This is a genomic window from Pseudomonas kielensis, from assembly GCF_030505375.1.
Taxonomy (GTDB): Bacteria; Pseudomonadota; Gammaproteobacteria; order Pseudomonadales; family Pseudomonadaceae; genus Aquipseudomonas; species Aquipseudomonas kielensis.
Map to the genome: position 1 here is coordinate 1,029,380 of NZ_CP130043.1, position 15,503 is coordinate 1,044,882.

14 protein-coding genes are annotated in these 15,503 nt (G+C 61.1%); 3 read left to right on the forward strand and 11 right to left on the reverse strand.

All coding sequences use genetic code 11. The features are described 5' to 3' along the window. Positions 1-47 precede the first annotated feature (47 nt). The 5 genes from Q1W70_RS05120 to xerD all read right to left on the reverse strand — a co-directional run bounded on the left by Q1W70_RS05120 (position 48) and on the right by xerD (position 6,266). The gene (locus Q1W70_RS05120; protein ID WP_185818265.1) at positions 48-1,409 is read right to left on the reverse strand and encodes a transporter substrate-binding domain-containing protein; all 1,362 of its coding nucleotides are present in this window, start codon (positions 1,407-1,409) and stop codon (positions 48-50) included. A 110-nt stretch (positions 1,410-1,519) separates the two neighbouring features. Beyond that, a complete protein-coding gene (gene thrC / locus Q1W70_RS05125) occupies positions 1,520-2,929 on the reverse strand; it encodes a threonine synthase (RefSeq protein ID WP_166588619.1) in 1,410 nt (469 codons plus the stop codon). A 104-nt stretch (positions 2,930-3,033) separates the two neighbouring features. Beyond that, entirely contained in the window at positions 3,034-4,338 is a 1,305-nt protein-coding gene (locus Q1W70_RS05130; RefSeq protein ID WP_166588620.1) for a homoserine dehydrogenase, read from the reverse strand. Positions 4,339-4,474: 136 nt separating this feature from the next. Next, a complete protein-coding gene (locus tag Q1W70_RS05135) occupies positions 4,475-5,206 on the reverse strand; it encodes a DsbC family protein (protein ID WP_166588621.1) in 732 nt (243 codons plus the stop codon). Between the two features lie 163 nt (positions 5,207-5,369). Then, the gene (gene xerD / locus Q1W70_RS05140) at positions 5,370-6,266 is read right to left on the reverse strand and encodes a site-specific tyrosine recombinase XerD (RefSeq protein WP_302098656.1); all 897 of its coding nucleotides are present in this window, start codon (positions 6,264-6,266) and stop codon (positions 5,370-5,372) included. A 107-nt stretch (positions 6,267-6,373) separates the two neighbouring features. Here xerD and Q1W70_RS05145 point away from each other — a divergent pair, with 107 nt between their 5' ends. Beyond that, positions 6,374-8,182 (forward strand): cation:proton antiporter, encoded by a 1,809-nt coding sequence (locus Q1W70_RS05145; protein WP_166588623.1) that lies wholly within the window; start codon positions 6,374-6,376, stop codon positions 8,180-8,182. Positions 8,183-8,255: 73 nt separating this feature from the next. Here the strand turns inward: Q1W70_RS05145 and rplS are convergent, their stop codons facing one another. The 5 genes from rplS to ffh form a co-directional block, all read right to left on the reverse strand. Beyond that, complete coding sequence (gene rplS, locus Q1W70_RS05150; protein WP_003175895.1) at positions 8,256-8,606, reverse strand: 50S ribosomal protein L19; 351 nt, start codon at positions 8,604-8,606, stop codon at positions 8,256-8,258. Positions 8,607-8,651: 45 nt separating this feature from the next. After that, on the reverse strand, positions 8,652-9,425 hold the full coding sequence (gene trmD / locus Q1W70_RS05155) for a tRNA (guanosine(37)-N1)-methyltransferase TrmD (protein WP_174244565.1): 774 nt from the start codon (positions 9,423-9,425) through the stop codon (positions 8,652-8,654). Next, positions 9,407-9,943, reverse strand: a complete 537-nt coding sequence (gene rimM / locus Q1W70_RS05160; protein WP_095166646.1) for a ribosome maturation factor RimM — start codon at positions 9,941-9,943, stop codon at positions 9,407-9,409. The genes trmD and rimM overlap by 19 nt, the downstream gene beginning before the upstream one ends. Positions 9,944-9,948: 5 nt before the next feature. Further along, positions 9,949-10,200: a 30S ribosomal protein S16 gene (rpsP, locus tag Q1W70_RS05165; protein WP_003198088.1), complete on the reverse strand. Its 252-nt coding sequence runs from the start codon at positions 10,198-10,200 to the stop codon at positions 9,949-9,951. Between the two features lie 249 nt (positions 10,201-10,449). Beyond that, a complete protein-coding gene (ffh, locus tag Q1W70_RS05170) occupies positions 10,450-11,826 on the reverse strand; it encodes a signal recognition particle protein (RefSeq protein WP_182343629.1) in 1,377 nt (458 codons plus the stop codon). Positions 11,827-12,034: 208 nt separating this feature from the next. Here ffh and Q1W70_RS05175 point away from each other — a divergent pair, with 208 nt between their 5' ends. Together Q1W70_RS05175 and Q1W70_RS05180 are read left to right on the forward strand one after the other, a co-directional pair. After that, positions 12,035-12,847, forward strand: a complete 813-nt coding sequence (locus tag Q1W70_RS05175) for a cytochrome C assembly family protein (protein WP_166588624.1) — start codon at positions 12,035-12,037, stop codon at positions 12,845-12,847. A gap of 12 nt (positions 12,848-12,859) precedes the next feature. Continuing rightward, the gene (locus tag Q1W70_RS05180) at positions 12,860-14,101 is read left to right on the forward strand and encodes a transporter associated domain-containing protein (RefSeq protein ID WP_166588625.1); all 1,242 of its coding nucleotides are present in this window, start codon (positions 12,860-12,862) and stop codon (positions 14,099-14,101) included. Between the two features lie 180 nt (positions 14,102-14,281). On the opposite strand, the gene purT is transcribed toward Q1W70_RS05180, so the two are convergent. Then, positions 14,282-15,463, reverse strand: a complete 1,182-nt coding sequence (purT, locus tag Q1W70_RS05185) for a formate-dependent phosphoribosylglycinamide formyltransferase (protein WP_166588626.1) — start codon at positions 15,461-15,463, stop codon at positions 14,282-14,284. Between the last annotated feature and the right edge of the window lie 40 nt (positions 15,464-15,503).

Sequence of the window (15,503 nt, forward strand, 5' to 3'; positions counted from 1 at the left end):
AGAGCATGCCGGGAAAAGATGACAGGATAAAAACACCGCACCAAACCTCAGCGCGGCTCCTGCTGGCGCGGCCCACGGGGCGCGGTCCAGCCGCCAAGCACGCCACGCAGCACGCCGTTGGCGCTATAGAAGGGCACCGTCCACTGGTAGATGCAGCGGGTGCCGTTGTTGAACGTCAGCTGGCGTTCGATGAAACGACCTTTGCGGCTGCCCAGTTGCGCCATGAACTCAGCGTGCAGCAATTGGCCCGTGGCAGCCGGCAGCGTATCGACCTCGGTCAGGCGTTTGCCCTGGACCCGGTCAAAGCGCGTCGACAGGTACTCTTCATAGCTCTTGTTGCACTGGATCAGGCGCCCCTCCAGATCCCTGACGAACACCGGATCAGGCATGGCGTTGATCAGGCATTGTTCGAATGCCAACTGGTCGTTCAACGCCTCTTCGGCTTTGAGTCGGCACTCGACCTGGCGATTGAGCCGGCGATTCCACACCACCGAGAGCAGGCCGAACACGCCCGCGAACACGCCCCCCCAGCACGCCCATTGAATCAACCGCTGCCACGGCGATGGTGGCTGCACGGGCACCACGCCACTGAGCCACTTGGCGCGGATCGCGCGTAATTCGGCGGGAGGAAATGCCTCGAGTGCCTTGTTGAGGATGCTCAACAGTTGCGGCTGGCCCTTGCGCACGGCCAGATGGTCGGTCACCCAGTGGCCCTCGATGCTCGCACCAAGGGTCAGTCGTCCCGCCGGAAACTGATAGGTGCCATTTTCGTTCTCGATGGTGGCGTCGGCTTCGCCGCTCTCGACAAGGGCACGCGCCTCGGCGTAGGTTTTCACCGCGCGCAACTGGATCTGTGGGTAGTCGCGCCGGATAGCGGCTTCCAGGGCATGCCGGGCCGGCAATGCCAGGACCTTGCCTGAGAGCGCCTCCAGCGACTGCACAGGCTCGCCCGCTGCCAGCCCGACGAAGACCCAGCCCGACCCGCCAAAGGCGTGACTGAAGTCGAGGAAGCCCTTGCGCTCATCGTTCACTGCCAGCGTGCTGCTCATGTCCGCCTGCCCGCTTTCCAGCAAGCCCAGCAGATGCTCGGTGGAGAACGACTCCTGATGGACAAACTGCAAGCCCGTCATCCGCGAGAGTCGTCGCAGGATATCGTGGCTCAGGCCCGTCCACTGCCCCTGCTCGTCCTTGAACAGGTACAACGGATACTGCACCGAAGCGACGATCACCTGCGGGTTGCGGGCGATCCACTCCCGCTCCTGCGGGCTGAGCAGCAGCGGCCTGGCCGTCGCCACGCCCTGCGCTGCCGAGGCGTCCGGCGCCCTGGCCAGCCCTTCGCGGCCCAGCATCAGCACGCTGAACAAAACCAGCCAGCGCAAGGCTGGCGTCAACCGTCTCAAAAGCTGCATGCCCATGTCCTTCACATCCACTCACCCATCCCTGAGGGGCAGCAGTGTGACATGCAGAAATAAGAAAGCCCGTCAGGAGACGGGCTTCAAATGTGTCAGGTTTTTGCCGATCAGAGTGGCTTGCCGCGGTTGCCATGCTGACTGACAAAGGCCTGTACCGCTTTCAGGTCATTTGGCAAAACGGTGCAACGCTCATCTCGCTCAAACAAGTCAGAAAGATGGGCAGGCAGTTCAAGCGCTTTTCCTACACCGGCTTTTTCAACCGCCTCGGGGAACTTGACCGGGTGCGCCGTGCCGAGAATCACCATCGGGATATCCAGGCTGCGACGGCACTCGCGGGCCGCCTTGACGCCGATGGCGGTGTGCGGGTCCAGCAGCTCGCCGGTCTGGGCAAACACTTCGGCGATGGTCTCGCAAGTCTGCGCATCGTCCACGGCCAGGGAATCGAAGAGCTTGCGCGCTTCAGTCCAACGCTCCTGTTCGACGCTGAAACCCCCGCCCTGCTTGAAGTTGTCCATCAGGCCGGCGATTGCTGCGCCGTTACGCCCGTGCAGGTCGAACAGCAGGCGTTCGAAGTTCGACGAGACCATGATGTCCATCGACGGCGACAGGGTCGCGTGCAGGGTTTCCTTGACGTACTGATTGCCGCTCATGAAGCGGTGCAGGATGTCGTTGCGGTTGGTGGCGACGATCAACTGATTGATCGGCAGCCCCATGTTGCGGGCCAGGTAGCCGGCGAAAATATCGCCGAAGTTGCCGGTCGGCACCGAGAACGACACCGAACGCGCCGGGCCACCCAACTGCAGGGCAGCGTGGAAGTAGTAGACGATCTGGGCCATGATCCGCGCCCAGTTGATCGAGTTCACCGCGACCAGGCGCGTGCCCTTGAGGAAGCTCTGGTCAGCGAAGCTGGCCTTGACCATTTCCTGGCAGTCATCGAAGTTGCCTTCGATGGCGATGTTATGGATGTTGTCGCCAAACAGCGTGGTCATCTGCCGACGCTGGACTTCCGAGACCCGGTTGTGCGGGTGCAGGATGAAGATGTCGACGTTTTCGCAGTGCTTGCAGCCTTCGATCGCCGCCGAGCCGGTATCACCCGATGTGGCACCGACAATGACCACACGCTCGCCACGTTTTTCCAACACGTAGTCAAGCAGGCGGCCGAGCAGTTGCAGGGCAAAGTCCTTGAACGCCAGGGTCGGGCCGTGGAACAGCTCCAGCACCCATTCGTTGCCATTGAGCTGACGCAAAGGCGCTACTGCGCTGTGGGAAAACGCGCCATAAGTGGCTTCAAGAATCTTTTTGAAATCGGCATCCGGAATGCTGCCGGCGACAAACGGGCGCATCACCCGGAACGCCAGCTCGTGGTACGGCAGGCCGGCCCAGGAAGCAATTTCTTCCTGGGTGAAACGTGGCAGGTTTTCCGGCACATACAGGCCGCCGTCGCTGGCCAGACCCGCCAGCAGAACGTCTTCGAAATTCAGGGCCGGTGCCTGGCCGCGAGTACTGATATAACGCATAGGGGCAAACCTTTGGTTTGGGCTTCAAGCGCCAAGCTGCACGCTACAGGGTAAAAACACTCCGGCTTTAACCTGTAGCTTGCCGCTTGCCGCTTGCCGCTGAATTAATTCAAGTGTTCGACACGGATCCGTACCACCGGACCGTCCACACCTTGCAACGCTTCCAGGGCCGTAATGGCGTCGTTCATGTGCTGCTCCAGCACACGGTGCGTCAGCAGGATCATGGGCACCAGGCCGTCGTGTTCTTCGACTTCCTTTTGCATGATCGATTCGATGTTGATGCCCCGCTCCGACAGAATGCTCGCCACCTGGGCCAGCACGCCCGGATGGTCCTTGGCCTGGATGCGCAGGTAGTAGGCGCTCTCGCAGGCTTCGATCGGCAGGATCGGGTGGGCCGACAGAGAATCCGGCTGGAAAGCCAGGTGCGGGACGCGGTTTTCCGGGTCGCTGGTCATGGCGCGAACCACATCCACCAGGTCGGCGATTACCGACGAAGCGGTGGGCTCCATGCCGGCGCCAGCGCCGTAGAACAGGGTCGAACCGGCAGCATCGCCGTTGACCATCACCGCGTTCATCACCCCGTTGACGTTGGCCAGCAGGCGATCCGCCGGGATCAGGGTCGGGTGCACGCGCAGCTCGATGCCGCGAGAGGTGCTGCGAGCCACACCCAGGTGCTTGATCCGGTAGCCCAGGGCTTCGGCATAGTTCACGTCAGCGGTGGTCAGCTGGGTGATGCCTTCGGTGTAAGCCTTGTCGAATTGCAGCGGGATACCGAACGCAATGGACGCCAGGATGGTCAGCTTGTGCGCAGCATCGATGCCTTCGACGTCGAAAGTCGGATCGGCCTCGGCGTAACCCAGGGCCTGGGCTTCGACGAGCACGTCTTCGAAGGTACGGCCCTTCTCGCGCATTTCGGTAAGGATGAAGTTGCCGGTGCCGTTGATGATCCCCGCGACCCAGTTGATCCGGTTGGCCGACAGGCCTTCGCGGATCGCCTTGATGACCGGGATGCCACCGGCTACCGCCGCTTCGAATGCCACGATCACACCTTTCTCGCGCGCCTTGGCGAAAATCTCGTTACCGTGAACGGCGATCAGCGCCTTGTTCGCGGTAACCACATGTTTTCCGTTTTCGATCGCTTTGAGTACCAGCTCGCGGGCAACGGTATAGCCGCCCATCAGCTCTATGACGATGTCGATCTCAGGGTTCGTGGCCACTTCGAAGACATCGTTGGTAATCGTAATGCCGGTCGTCTGGAACTGAGGCTTTGGCGTGCGCATGGCAATTTGTGCCACTTCGATTCCACGCCCGGCACGACGAGCAATTTCCTCGGCGTTGCGCTGAAGTACGTTGAAGGTGCCGCCACCGACGGTACCTAACCCACAGATGCCTACTTTGACCGGATTCACTTTGAACTCCCCATAAAACGGCCGACACAAGGTCGGCCGTGAAAAACAGCCACAACCTGTGCGGCTCTCTATTAATGGAACGCCGACGGCTGTCGTCGCTCCATGATCGTCAAAGGCTTACCGTGACGACACAGGATTATTTCGCACCCAACGCCAGTTTGGCGACTTGTGGCGCCGGCTGGTAGCCCGGAATCACCTGGCCGTCGGCCAAAACGATGGCCGGCGTACCGTTCACACCGATCGACTGACCCAGGGCGAACTGTTTGGCAACCGGGTTGGCACACTTCGCCGCCTTGATTTCCTTGCCATCGACCATCTTGTCCATGGCCGCTTTCTTGTCGGTGGAGCACCACACGTTCTGCAGTTGCTCATCACCCGGCGAGCCGAGGCCCTGGCGTGGGAAAGCAACATACCGCACTTCGACCCCCATTTTGTTCAAGGCCGGCACTTCAGCGTGCAATTTATGGCAATACGGGCACGTGGTGTCGGTGAATACGGTGATGTGGGTCTTGGTTTCGCCGATGGCCGGGTAGACCACGGTCTCGGCGACCGGGATACCGTTGACCAGCTTGGCAACGCCCAGGCGCTCGGTTTTCTCGGTCAGGTTGACCGGCTTGCCGTCCTTGAGCTGAAACAGATAGCCCTGGACGATGTACTGACCGTCGGCGCTGGCGTACAGCACGCGGCTGCCCTTGAGCTTGACTTCGTAAAGACCGGCCAGCGGGCTGGCGCTGATGGTTTCGATCGGCGTGTCGAGCTGGAGGGTTTCCAGGCTCTTGCGGATGGCTTTGTCAGCCGCATCATCGGCGACGGCGAAAGTGCTGACCAACGCAATGGCTGCGGCGGCGAAAATCTGGGTCAGACGCATGAGAACTCCTGAAGGCGGACAAATGGATCGGCCAGAACGCCCGTACCGAAACACCGGGTCATAACCGTCCATCGTGCAAACCGGCAAAGCCTATCACATAAGGTCCCTGTGGCCGACTCCCGGTAACGCGAGGCAACGAAGCGCCTACCCACGGGCCTTCGATTCAGCCTCTTGGGTGGTGCTTGGCATGCAAGTCCTGCAGGCGGGCCCGGGCCACGTGGGTGTAGATCTGGGTGGTCGACAGGTCGCTATGGCCGAGCAACATCTGCACCACCCGCAGGTCAGCGCCGTGGTTGAGCAAATGGGTGGCGAAGGCGTGGCGCAAGGTGTGGGGCGACAGGGACTTGCCGATACCGGCGACCTTGGCCTGGTGCTTGATCCGGTGCCAGAACGTCTGGCGGGTCATCTGCTCACCGCGCAGGCTGGGGAACAGCACATCACTGGGTCGTCCGCCCAACAGCTCGCCACGGGCATCACGCATATAGCGTTCGACCCAGACAATCGCCTCCTCCCCCATCGGCACCAGGCGTTCCTTGCTGCCCTTGCCCATGACCCGCAGCACCCCCTGGCGCAGGTTGACCTGCTCCAGGGTCAGGCTGATCAGCTCGGTGACCCGCAGACCGCAGGCGTACAACACCTCGAGCATCGCCCGGTCCCGCTGGCCGATGGCCTCACTGAGGTCCGGCGCCGCCAGCAAGGCCTCGACGTCGGCTTCCGACAAGGATTTAGGCAACGGCCGACCCAATTGCGGCATGTCGACCTGCAGCGTTGGGTCGACGCTGATCAGCTTTTCCCGCAGCAGATAACGATAGAACCCACGCACACCCGAGAGAAATCGTGCAGTGGAGCGTGGTTTGTAATTCTGTTCCAGGCGCCAGGCCAGGTGGTCGAGGATCAGCTCGCGACCGGCGTTGAGCAACTCCAGCCCTTGCTCCTGGAGCCAGCCGTTGAACAGCGCCAGATCACTGCGGTAGGCGTCGCGCGTATTGTCCGCGAGGCCTTTTTCCAACCACAAGGCGTCGAGAAACTGGTCGATCAAAGGATGTTCGATAGCAGGCATGGATACTCAAGACACGCAGGCCAGGCGCTGCGCGTAAAAAAACAGGGAACGGTAAGGATGCCCGCTAGTCTTTCATAGCCAGCTATTTCAAGGAACAGGGAGCATCAATGAACGAGCAGCAAATTCTTTTGGCCTTCGGTGGCATTGGTGCGGCAGCTTTGGGCTGCCAATGGCTGGCCTGGCGCCTGAAGTTGCCCGCGATTTTGTTTCTGCTGCTGACCGGGATTGTGGTGGGGCCGGTACTGGGCTGGCTCGACCCGCAGGAAATGTTCGGCCCGCTGCTCATGCCCCTGGTGTCACTGGCCGTGGCGCTGATCCTGTTCGAGGGCAGCCTGACCTTGCACCTGTCCGAATGGCGCGAGATCGGCAGCGTGGTGCATCGCCTCGTGACCATCGGCGCCCTGGCGACCTGGGTGGTGATCGCGGTCGCCACCCACTGGCTACTGGGTTTCGACTGGCTGCTGGCGATTCTGTTTGGCAGCCTGACCCTGGTCACCGGCCCCACGGTCATCGTGCCCATGCTGCGGGTGGTGCGCCCGAAGGCCTCGATTGCCAATATCCTGCGCTGGGAAGGCATTGTCATTGACCCGATTGGCGCGTTGCTCGCGGTGGTTGTCTACAGCTTCATCATCGCCAGCGCCGAAGGCCACGGCATCAAGCACAGCCTGCTGACATTCGCTGGGGTCATCCTCTGCGGCAGCCTGTTCGGCATCGCCGGTGGCTGGGCGCTCGGCACCCTGATTCGGCGCCAATGGCTGCCGGAATACCTGCACAACCTGGCGTCACTGGCCGCCGTACTGGCGATCTTCATCGCCGCCAACCAGGTGATGCACGAGTCCGGGCTGCTGGCGGTGACCCTGATGGGCATGTGGCTGGCCAACATGAAGGGGGTGGATGTGCGGCACATCCTGCACTTCAAGGAAAACCTCAGCGTGCTGTTGATCTCCGGCCTGTTCATTCTGCTGGCGGCCCGCCTGGACCTGAACGCGATGATCGCCCTCGGGCCGCTGGTCCTACTGCTATTGCTGGTGATTCAGTTCATTGCCCGACCACTGAACGTGGTGCTCTCGACCCTGGGTTCCAGCCTCAACTGGCGCGAGCGCGCGCTGCTGGCCTGGATCGCACCACGGGGCATCGTCGCGGCGGCGGTGTCGGCCATCTTTGCGATCCGCCTGCATGAGGCCGGTCACGAAGGAGCGCTGCTGCTGGTGCCCCTGACCTTTGCGGTCATTATCGGCACGGTGGTGTTGCAAAGCGCCACTGCCCGCCCCCTGGCGCGCCTGCTGAAAGTCGCCGAGCCCGCCCCCAGCGGATTCCTCATCGTGGGCGCCAACGGTCCTTCACGGGCACTGGGCAAGGCCCTGCAGCAACTGGGCAGCCGCGTGCTGCTGACCGATTCGAGCTGGGAAAACATCCGTGCAGCGCGCATGGAGGGGCTGCCTACTTACTTCGGTAATCCGGCCTCGCAACACGCGGACGCTCACCTGGACCTGGTCGGCCTCGGCCACCTGCTGGCGCTCTCCCCTTCGGGGGAGCTCAATACCCTGGCCACCATGCGCTTTCGTCATGAGTTCGGGCATCAGCGCATGTTCTCCCTGGCCAGCGGCCAGGAAAGCCGGCGCACCGACAAGCACCGCGCCAGCCACGAGCACCGTGGGCAACTGCTGGGCAGCCAGGTGCTGACCTACACCAAGCTGGCCAGCCTGCTCAGCCAGGGCGCCGAACTCTATACCACTCACCTGACCGACGGTTTTGGCTGGGAGGACTATCAGGCGCTGCACGGTGATCGTGCGACGCTGCTGTTTGCCCAGGACCCCAGTGGCTGGGTCTACGTGCTGACACCCGACAGCGTGATCAAACCCGCCGCTGGCTGGACCCTGGTGGCGCTGATCCAGCCCGGGGCCAATGACGCCTGACCAGCGCCTGGGTTAAATTCCAGGCACAAAAAAGCAGCCCGTAGGCTGCTTTTTTCTGCATCGGAAGCTGGACTTAAGCCAGTTTTTCCTTGATGCGAGCTGCTTTACCCGACAGGTCACGCAGGTAGTACAGCTTGGCTTTACGTACGTCACCGCGACGCTTGACAGCCATGCTGTCGATTTGCGGGCTGTAGGTCTGGAAAGTACGCTCTACGCCAACACCGTTGGAGATCTTACGTACGGTGAAAGCACTGTTTACGCCGCGGTTACGCTTGGCGATAACAACACCTTCGAACGCTTGCAGACGCGAACGGTCGCCTTCCTTCACTTTCACCTGAACGACAATGGTGTCGCCCGGGGCAAAGGTAGGGATCTCTTTGGTCATCTGCTCTGCTTCGAGTGCAAGGATGATTTTGTTAGTCATGCTGTGCTCCTAAGGTAAATCGTCGGATCTACCATCGATACGTTGTTAACTATCGTCCCGCTCGCGGATGTATTCCTCGAGCAGCTTCTTCTCTTCTCCAGAAAGCGAGCGGCTTTCCAGAAGATCGGCGCGTCGTTCAAAGGTCCTACCAAGGGACTGCTGTAAACGCCAACGCCGGATATGCGCGTGATTGCCACTTAGCAACACGTCGGGAACACGCTGATCCGCATACACCTCCGGTCGGGTGTAGTGCGGGCAATCCAGCAGACCATCCGTAAAGGAATCTTCCTCGGCGGAGTCCGCATGCCCTAAAGCTCCAGGCAGCAGTCGCGTAACCGCGTCAATCAGGACCATCGCCGGCAGCTCGCCGCCAGACAGTACATAGTCACCAATCGACCACTCTTCATCGACATGAGCTTCAATAAATCGCTCGTCAATGCCTTCATAGCGGCCGGCAATCAGGATTAATGCTTCCTCATTCGCCAACTCGCGTACCGCCGACTGAGTCAGTTGACGGCCTTGGGGCGACAGGTAAATGACCTTCGCCGCCTCCCCGGCTGCTGCCTTGGCCTGAACCAGAGCATCTTCCAGGGGCTTGATCTTCATCACCATGCCCGGGCCACCGCCAAATGGGCGATCGTCCACAGTGTGATGTCGATCCGTCGTGTAGTCTCGCGGATTCCAACAGGTCAGCTGCAAGAGCCCCTGTTTCACCGCCCGACTGGTGATGCCGTACTCGCTGATGGCGGAGAACATCTCGGGAAACAAACTGATCACTTCTACGCGCAAGTTAGCCACGCTTAGAAGTCCGCATCCCATTCCACCTTCATCTCGCCTGCTGCCAGGTCGACTGCCAACACACATTGCTCCGTATAGGGCAAGAGGCGTTCGCGATCATCCAGGCTGCCAGCGCAAGGCTTGACCACCATTACATCATTGGCGCCGGTTTCCAGAAGATGATCGATCTTCCCGAGCAATTGCCCGAGTTGGTCAATGACCTTCAGACCTTCGAGCTGGTACCAGTAGTACTCGCCGTCGGTCAGTTCAGGGAACAGGTTGCGCGGCACGCAGATCTCATAACCGGCCAGAAGACGGGCTTCTTCACGATCATCAAGACCCTTGAGCTTTGCGACCAGGAACTTGTCGTTCCCACGTCCGCTGACCAGCTCAACCTGCTTTACGCTGCCTTCGCGCTTGAGCGTCCAGGTTTTGTACTGCAAGAGGTTTTCAGTCGGATCAGTAAAGGAATACACCTTCACTTCGCCGCGAACGCCATGAACAGAATAAATTTTGCCGATAACGATCAAATCATCAGCATTGGCTGGCGTCGCGTTCATATTGCTCAGGCCGCAGCCTTAGCAGATTCCTTCAGCAACTGAGCAACACGCTCAGAAGGTTGTGCACCAACGCTCAGCCAGTAGGCTACGCGCTCTTGGTTCACGGACAGACGGACTTCTTGACCACGAGCAACAGGGTTGAAGAAACCAACCTGTTCTTTGTGCGAACCGTCGCGCGGGTTGCGGCTGTCGGTTACGGTCAAGTGGTAGAACGGGCGCTTTTTGGAGCCGCCAAGGGCAAGACGGATTGTTAGCATGTGAACATAGTTCCTGTAGTCGGTGCTGCAAATCTAAATGCACAGCGGGCATAGGTGCCCGAAAGGCCGCATATTCTAAGGAATATCCGGACTTTTGCAAATGTCTTTTTCTGGCGCCTATCGGCGTGCCATCCAGATTTGCGGTAGAGCCGTTGTCTCCAACGGCGAGTCAGCGCCCGCCAAGGCGGGCTACTGCTGGCCCCACGTCCGTGTGGGGACCGCGCCGACAAGACTGTCGGCGCGAATTCTTTACATTTTTGGCATGCCGCCGCCGGGCAACATACCGCCCATGCCGCGCATCATTTTTGCCATGCCGCCCTTGGCGGAGAATTTCTTCATCATCTTCTGCATCTGCTTGTGCTGCTTGATCAAGCGGCCGATGTCCTGCACCTGGGTGCCGGAACCCAGGGCGATCCGACGCTTGCGCGAACCGCTGATCAGCTCAGGGTCGCGGCGCTCGGCCGGGGTCATGGAGTTGATGATGGCTTCCATCTGCTTGAACTGTTTCTCTGCCGCGCCCTGGGCATTGCCCATTTGCGCCAGGTTGACACCGCCGATATTCGGCAGCTTGTCCATCAGGCCGCCGAGGCCGCCCATGTTTTTCATCTGTTGCAGCTGATCGCGGAAGTCTTCGAGGTCGAAGCCTTTGCCCTTCTTCAGCTTTTTCGCCAGTTTGTCGGCTTTGTCCTTGTCGAGGGTCTGTTCAGCCTGTTCGATCAGGCTGAGCACGTCGCCCATGCCGAGGATGCGCGAAGCAATACGCTCGGGGTGGAACGGCTCGAGGGCTTCGGTCTTCTCGCCCATACCGATGAACTTGATCGGCTTGCCGGTGATGGAACGTACCGACAACGCGGCACCGCCACGGGCATCACCGTCGACCTTGGTCAGGATCACCCCGGTCAGCGGCAGCGCATCGCCAAAGGCCTTGGCCGTGTTGGCGGCGTCCTGGCCGGTCATGGCGTCGACCACGAACAGGGTCTCGACCGGCTTGATCGCGGCATGAAGGGCCTTGATCTCGCCCATCATCTCTTCGTCGATGTGCAGGCGACCGGCGGTATCGACGATGACCACGTCGATGAATTTCAGGCGTGCTTCTTTAATAGCGGCTTCGGCGATATCGACCGGCTTCTGGCTCAGGTCGGACGGGAAGAACGTCACGCCGATGTCGTTGGCCAGGGTTTCCAGCTGTTTAATCGCCGCCGGACGGTAGACGTCCGCGGACACCACCATCACCGACTTCTTCTTGCGCTCCTTGAGGAAGCGCGCCAGTTTGCCGGCCGTGGTGGTTTTACCGGCACCCTGCAGACCGGCCATCAGGATGACGGCTGGCGGCACGGCACTCAGGTTCAGGTCTTCGTTGGCCTCGCCCATCAGGCTTTCGAGTTCGGCCTGGACGATCTTCACGAAGGCCTGGCCCGGCGTCAGGCTGCGCGACACCTCGGTGCCGACAGCGCGCTCCTTGACCGAATTGACGAAGTCCTTGACCACCGGCAGGGCGACGTCGGCTTCGAGCAACGCCATGCGCACTTCACGCAGGGTGTCTTTGATATTGTCTTCGGTCAGCTTGGCTTTGCCGGTGACATGGCGCAGCGTCTGCGATAGACGGTCGGTTAAGTTTTCAAACATGCGCGATCCTTTCAGGCCCTAAGGAGACCGAGGTAATGGCGGCCCAGACCGTGAAAAACATGTGCTCGGCGAGCCTGCGGCGTGGGCAGGTCGCGGATTATAGCGAAGACTGCGTCTGGCGCACACCCGCCGTCTGGTTGTGCGGTCTTTCATGCGACAAGGGTTGTATGCCAAACTCATTCTCTTTCGGGCTTGCCTAACAGGATTTATGCTCCCCTTGTCACCCAGTTTGCTCACGACACTCGCCGCCGCCTGCTTATACGCCGCTGCGACTTTCTACCAAGGCTCTCGCCTGGCCACAGGCGCCAAGGCGAACAAACGCCTGCTGGTCACGCTCGGCATCTTTGCCGTCCTGGCCCACAGCGCGAGCCTGTTCACCCACCTGGTGACGCCGATCGGCCTGGGCCTGGATTTTTTCAGCGCCGCCAGCCTGATTGCCGCCGCGGTAATCGCCCTGACCCTGCTGGCGTGTTCACGCATCCCGGTGGAAAACCTGCTGTTGCTGCTGTTCCCACTGGGACTGGCCACCGTGCTGCTGGCGCAGTTCGCGCCGACGGGCACGGTGCAGGTGATCGACGAGGAGCCCGGGATTCTCGCCCATATCCTGCTGTCGATCCTGGCCTACGGCATGTTCACCATTGCCGTGTTCCAGGCGCTGCTGGTGCTGGTGCAAGACCACCAGCTCAAGCACAAGCACCCCTCGGGGCTGATCAAGAACTTCCCGCCGCTGCAAACCATGGAAAGCCTGCTGTTCGGTTTCCTCTGGGCCGGCTGGACCCTGCTGTCGCTGTCACTGATCTCTGGCTGGCTGTTCGTCGAGAACCTGTTTGCCCAGCACCTGGTACACAAGACCCTGCTGGCGTGCCTGGCCTGGATTGTCTTCAGCGTGTTGCTGTGGGGCCGCAATCGCCTCGGCTGGCGCGGGCACAAGGCCATTCGCTGGACCCTGGCCGGCTTCTGCCTGCTGATGCTGGCCTATTTCGGCAGCAAGCTGGTCCGCGAATTCATCCTGCACATCTGACGGGCATTCGTTATGGATAACCTGCCCATCGGGCCCTTGCTCGCCGTCCTGGCCCTGCTGATCCTCTGGTCGGGCCTGTTCACCGCCATCGAGGCGGCGCAACAGCAACTGCTGGCCCAACGTACGGCCTCACGTGCGAGCGACAAGCCGGTGGCCAGACTCAACTTCCCGCTCAGCAGCCTGATTCTCTGCAATACCTTGTGCCGGGCACTGGTGGTGGTTATCAGCACCCTGCTCGCGGTATTCGGCTGGGCCGACAATGGCCCCTGGCTCGCCTGCCTGAGCGCCACGGCGGCCTTGCTGATATTCGCCGATTACCTGCCGCGCACCCTCGCCAGCCGCTATCCGGATACCATCCTGGCGCTGGGCAACACCCTGCTTGGCGTGCCATTGAAGCTCCTCTACCCGCTCGCCTGGCTGCTCAGCAGCATCAGCCTGCTGCTGCTCAAGCCCCTGGCACGCAAGCCCAAGGTGGTGCAACAGAGCGAAGATGAGCCACTGCCGACACCGATAACCGACAACGAACACGAACATGCCGCTTGTCGCCCCCATGCCCTGGCCGGCATTCATGCGCTGGACAACATTACCGTCAACGACATCCTGGTACCGCGCAGTGAAGTGGACGGGATCAACCTCGACGATCCGCTGGAGGACATCATCCAACAGCTGCGCACCAACAAGCGCACGCGCCTGCCGGTGTTCCACAGCGATATCAACCAGGTCGAAGCCGTACTCAACACCCGGCAGATCCGCCACTTGCTGCCCGATGCCAGCCTGACCAAAGAAGCCCTGCTGGCCGCCTGCCACGAACCCTACTTCGTGCCGGAAAGCACTCCCCTGCAGCTGCAGCTGCTGAACTTCCACAAACAGCAGCGTCGCCTGGGCATGGTGGTCGACGAGTACGGCGAAGTGCAGGGCATCGTGACCCTGGAGGACATCCTCGAAGAAATCGTCGGCGAGTTCGAAAGCCAGCACAGCCTCGACAACCCGCACATTCACCCGCAAGCCGACGGGCGCCTGGTGATCGACGGCGCAGCTTCCATCCGCGAACTGAACAAGAGCCTGGGCTGGCACCTGCCCAGCGATGGCCCGAAAACCCTGAACGGCCTGGTCACCGAGGCCCTGGAAACCATCCCGGATTGCCCGGTGTGCCTGAAAATCGGTCGTTATCGGCTGGAAATCCTCGAAACCGAGGACAACCGCGTCAGCCAGGTGCTGATCTGGCACACCACGTCCGTGCCTGCAATTGGCTGAAAGAGCACCGCGCAGCCCCTTGTTGAATCGCTCGACCAAGCCCCGGTGCTGAGCGTCGGTGGCGTGATAGATCGCCATCGCGAGCAGGCTCGCTCCCACATTGGATTGGGCTGTACACAACCGGTGTAATCAACCGAAGATCCTGTGGGAGCGAGCCTGCTCGCGAAGGCCGCGCCTCGGTTACAGCTCTACAACCACGGCCTGAGAAGCACGGGTCGCTTTAGCCCGGGCCAACTCAATCGACTCATCCCGCGCCAGCGCCACACCCATGCGACGCTGACCGTTCACCTCTGGCTTGCCGAACAAACGCAGCGCGGTATCCGGCTCGCTCAACGCAGCTCCCAGGTTGGCGAACGCCGTCTGGGTCGACTGCCCTTCCACCAGAATCACTGCCGAAGCCGAAGGACCGAACTGACGGATCAACGGGATCGGCAGGCCGAGAATTGCCCGGGCATGCAGCGCGAACTGCGACAGATCCTGGGAAATCAGGGTCACCAGGCCGGTGTCATGGGGGCGCGGCGAGACTTCGCTGAACCACACCTGATCACCCTTGATGAACAACTCGACGCCAAACAGACCACGACCACCCAGGGCCTCGGTCACGGCCTTGGCCACCCGCTCGGATTCCGCCAGGGCAATCGGGCTCATGGCTTGTGGCTGCCAGGATTCCTGATAATCGCCCTTCTCCTGACGGTGACCGACAGGTGCACAGAAGGTGGTGCCGCCCACATGGCGCACGGTCAGCAGGGTGATTTCGTAGTCGAAATCGATGAACCCCTCGACGATCACCCGACCTTTACCGGCACGCCCGCCTTCCTGCGCGTAGTCCCAGGCGCTCTGCACGTCATCGGCGCTGCGCAGCAGGCTCTGGCCCTTGCCCGAAGAACTCATCACCGGCTTGACCACACACGGGAAGCCCAGGTCTTCGACTGCCTTGCGGTAGTCTTCGACGGTATCGGCGAAGTGGTACGGGGACGTCGGCAGGTCCAGCTCTTCGGCGGCCAGGCGACGGATGCCTTCACGGTTCATGGTCAGTTGCGCGGCACGGGCGGTAGGGATCACGGTGAAACCTTCGGCCTCCAGCTCCACCAGGGTGGCGGTGGCAATGGCTTCGATTTCCGGCACGATGAAGTGCGGCTTCTCGGCTTCGATCACGGCCCGCAGTGCAGCGCCGTCGAGCATGTTGATCACGTGGCTGCGGTGCGCCACCTGCATCGCCGGCGCGTTGGCGTAACGATCCACGGCAATCACTTCAACGCCCAGGCGTTGCAGTTCGATCACCACCTCCTTGCCCAACTCACCACAGCCACACAGCAATACGCGGGTCGCGGTTGGCGACAATGGAGTTCCGATACGAGTCATCTGAAGTTCCTCAAAGGAGCGGATCATCGAGGGATATGGC

Excerpts from the sequence above, each read along its gene's own strand:
- rplS (WP_003175895.1), bottom strand. The coding sequence starts at position 8,606 with ATGACTAACAAAATCATCCTTGCACTCGAAGCAGAGCAGATGACCAAA.
- purT (WP_166588626.1), bottom strand. The coding sequence starts at position 15,463 with ATGACTCGTATCGGAACTCCATTGTCGCCAACCGCGACCCGCGTATTG.
- ffh (WP_182343629.1), bottom strand. The coding sequence starts at position 11,826 with ATGTTTGAAAACTTAACCGACCGTCTATCGCAGACGCTGCGCCATGTC.
- Q1W70_RS05120 (WP_185818265.1), bottom strand. The coding sequence starts at position 1,409 with ATGCAGCTTTTGAGACGGTTGACGCCAGCCTTGCGCTGGCTGGTTTTG.
- Q1W70_RS05180 (WP_166588625.1), top strand. The coding sequence starts at position 12,860 with ATGGATAACCTGCCCATCGGGCCCTTGCTCGCCGTCCTGGCCCTGCTG.
- xerD (WP_302098656.1), bottom strand. The coding sequence starts at position 6,266 with ATGCCTGCTATCGAACATCCTTTGATCGACCAGTTTCTCGACGCCTTG.
- thrC (WP_166588619.1), bottom strand. The coding sequence starts at position 2,929 with ATGCGTTATATCAGTACTCGCGGCCAGGCACCGGCCCTGAATTTCGAA.
- Q1W70_RS05135 (WP_166588621.1), bottom strand. The coding sequence starts at position 5,206 with ATGCGTCTGACCCAGATTTTCGCCGCCGCAGCCATTGCGTTGGTCAGC.
- Q1W70_RS05145 (WP_166588623.1), top strand. The coding sequence starts at position 6,374 with ATGAACGAGCAGCAAATTCTTTTGGCCTTCGGTGGCATTGGTGCGGCA.
- rimM (WP_095166646.1), bottom strand. The coding sequence starts at position 9,943 with ATGAACGCGACGCCAGCCAATGCTGATGATTTGATCGTTATCGGCAAA.
- Q1W70_RS05175 (WP_166588624.1), top strand. The coding sequence starts at position 12,035 with ATGCTCCCCTTGTCACCCAGTTTGCTCACGACACTCGCCGCCGCCTGC.
- rpsP (WP_003198088.1), bottom strand. The coding sequence starts at position 10,200 with ATGCTAACAATCCGTCTTGCCCTTGGCGGCTCCAAAAAGCGCCCGTTC.
- trmD (WP_174244565.1), bottom strand. The coding sequence starts at position 9,425 with ATGGGATGCGGACTTCTAAGCGTGGCTAACTTGCGCGTAGAAGTGATC.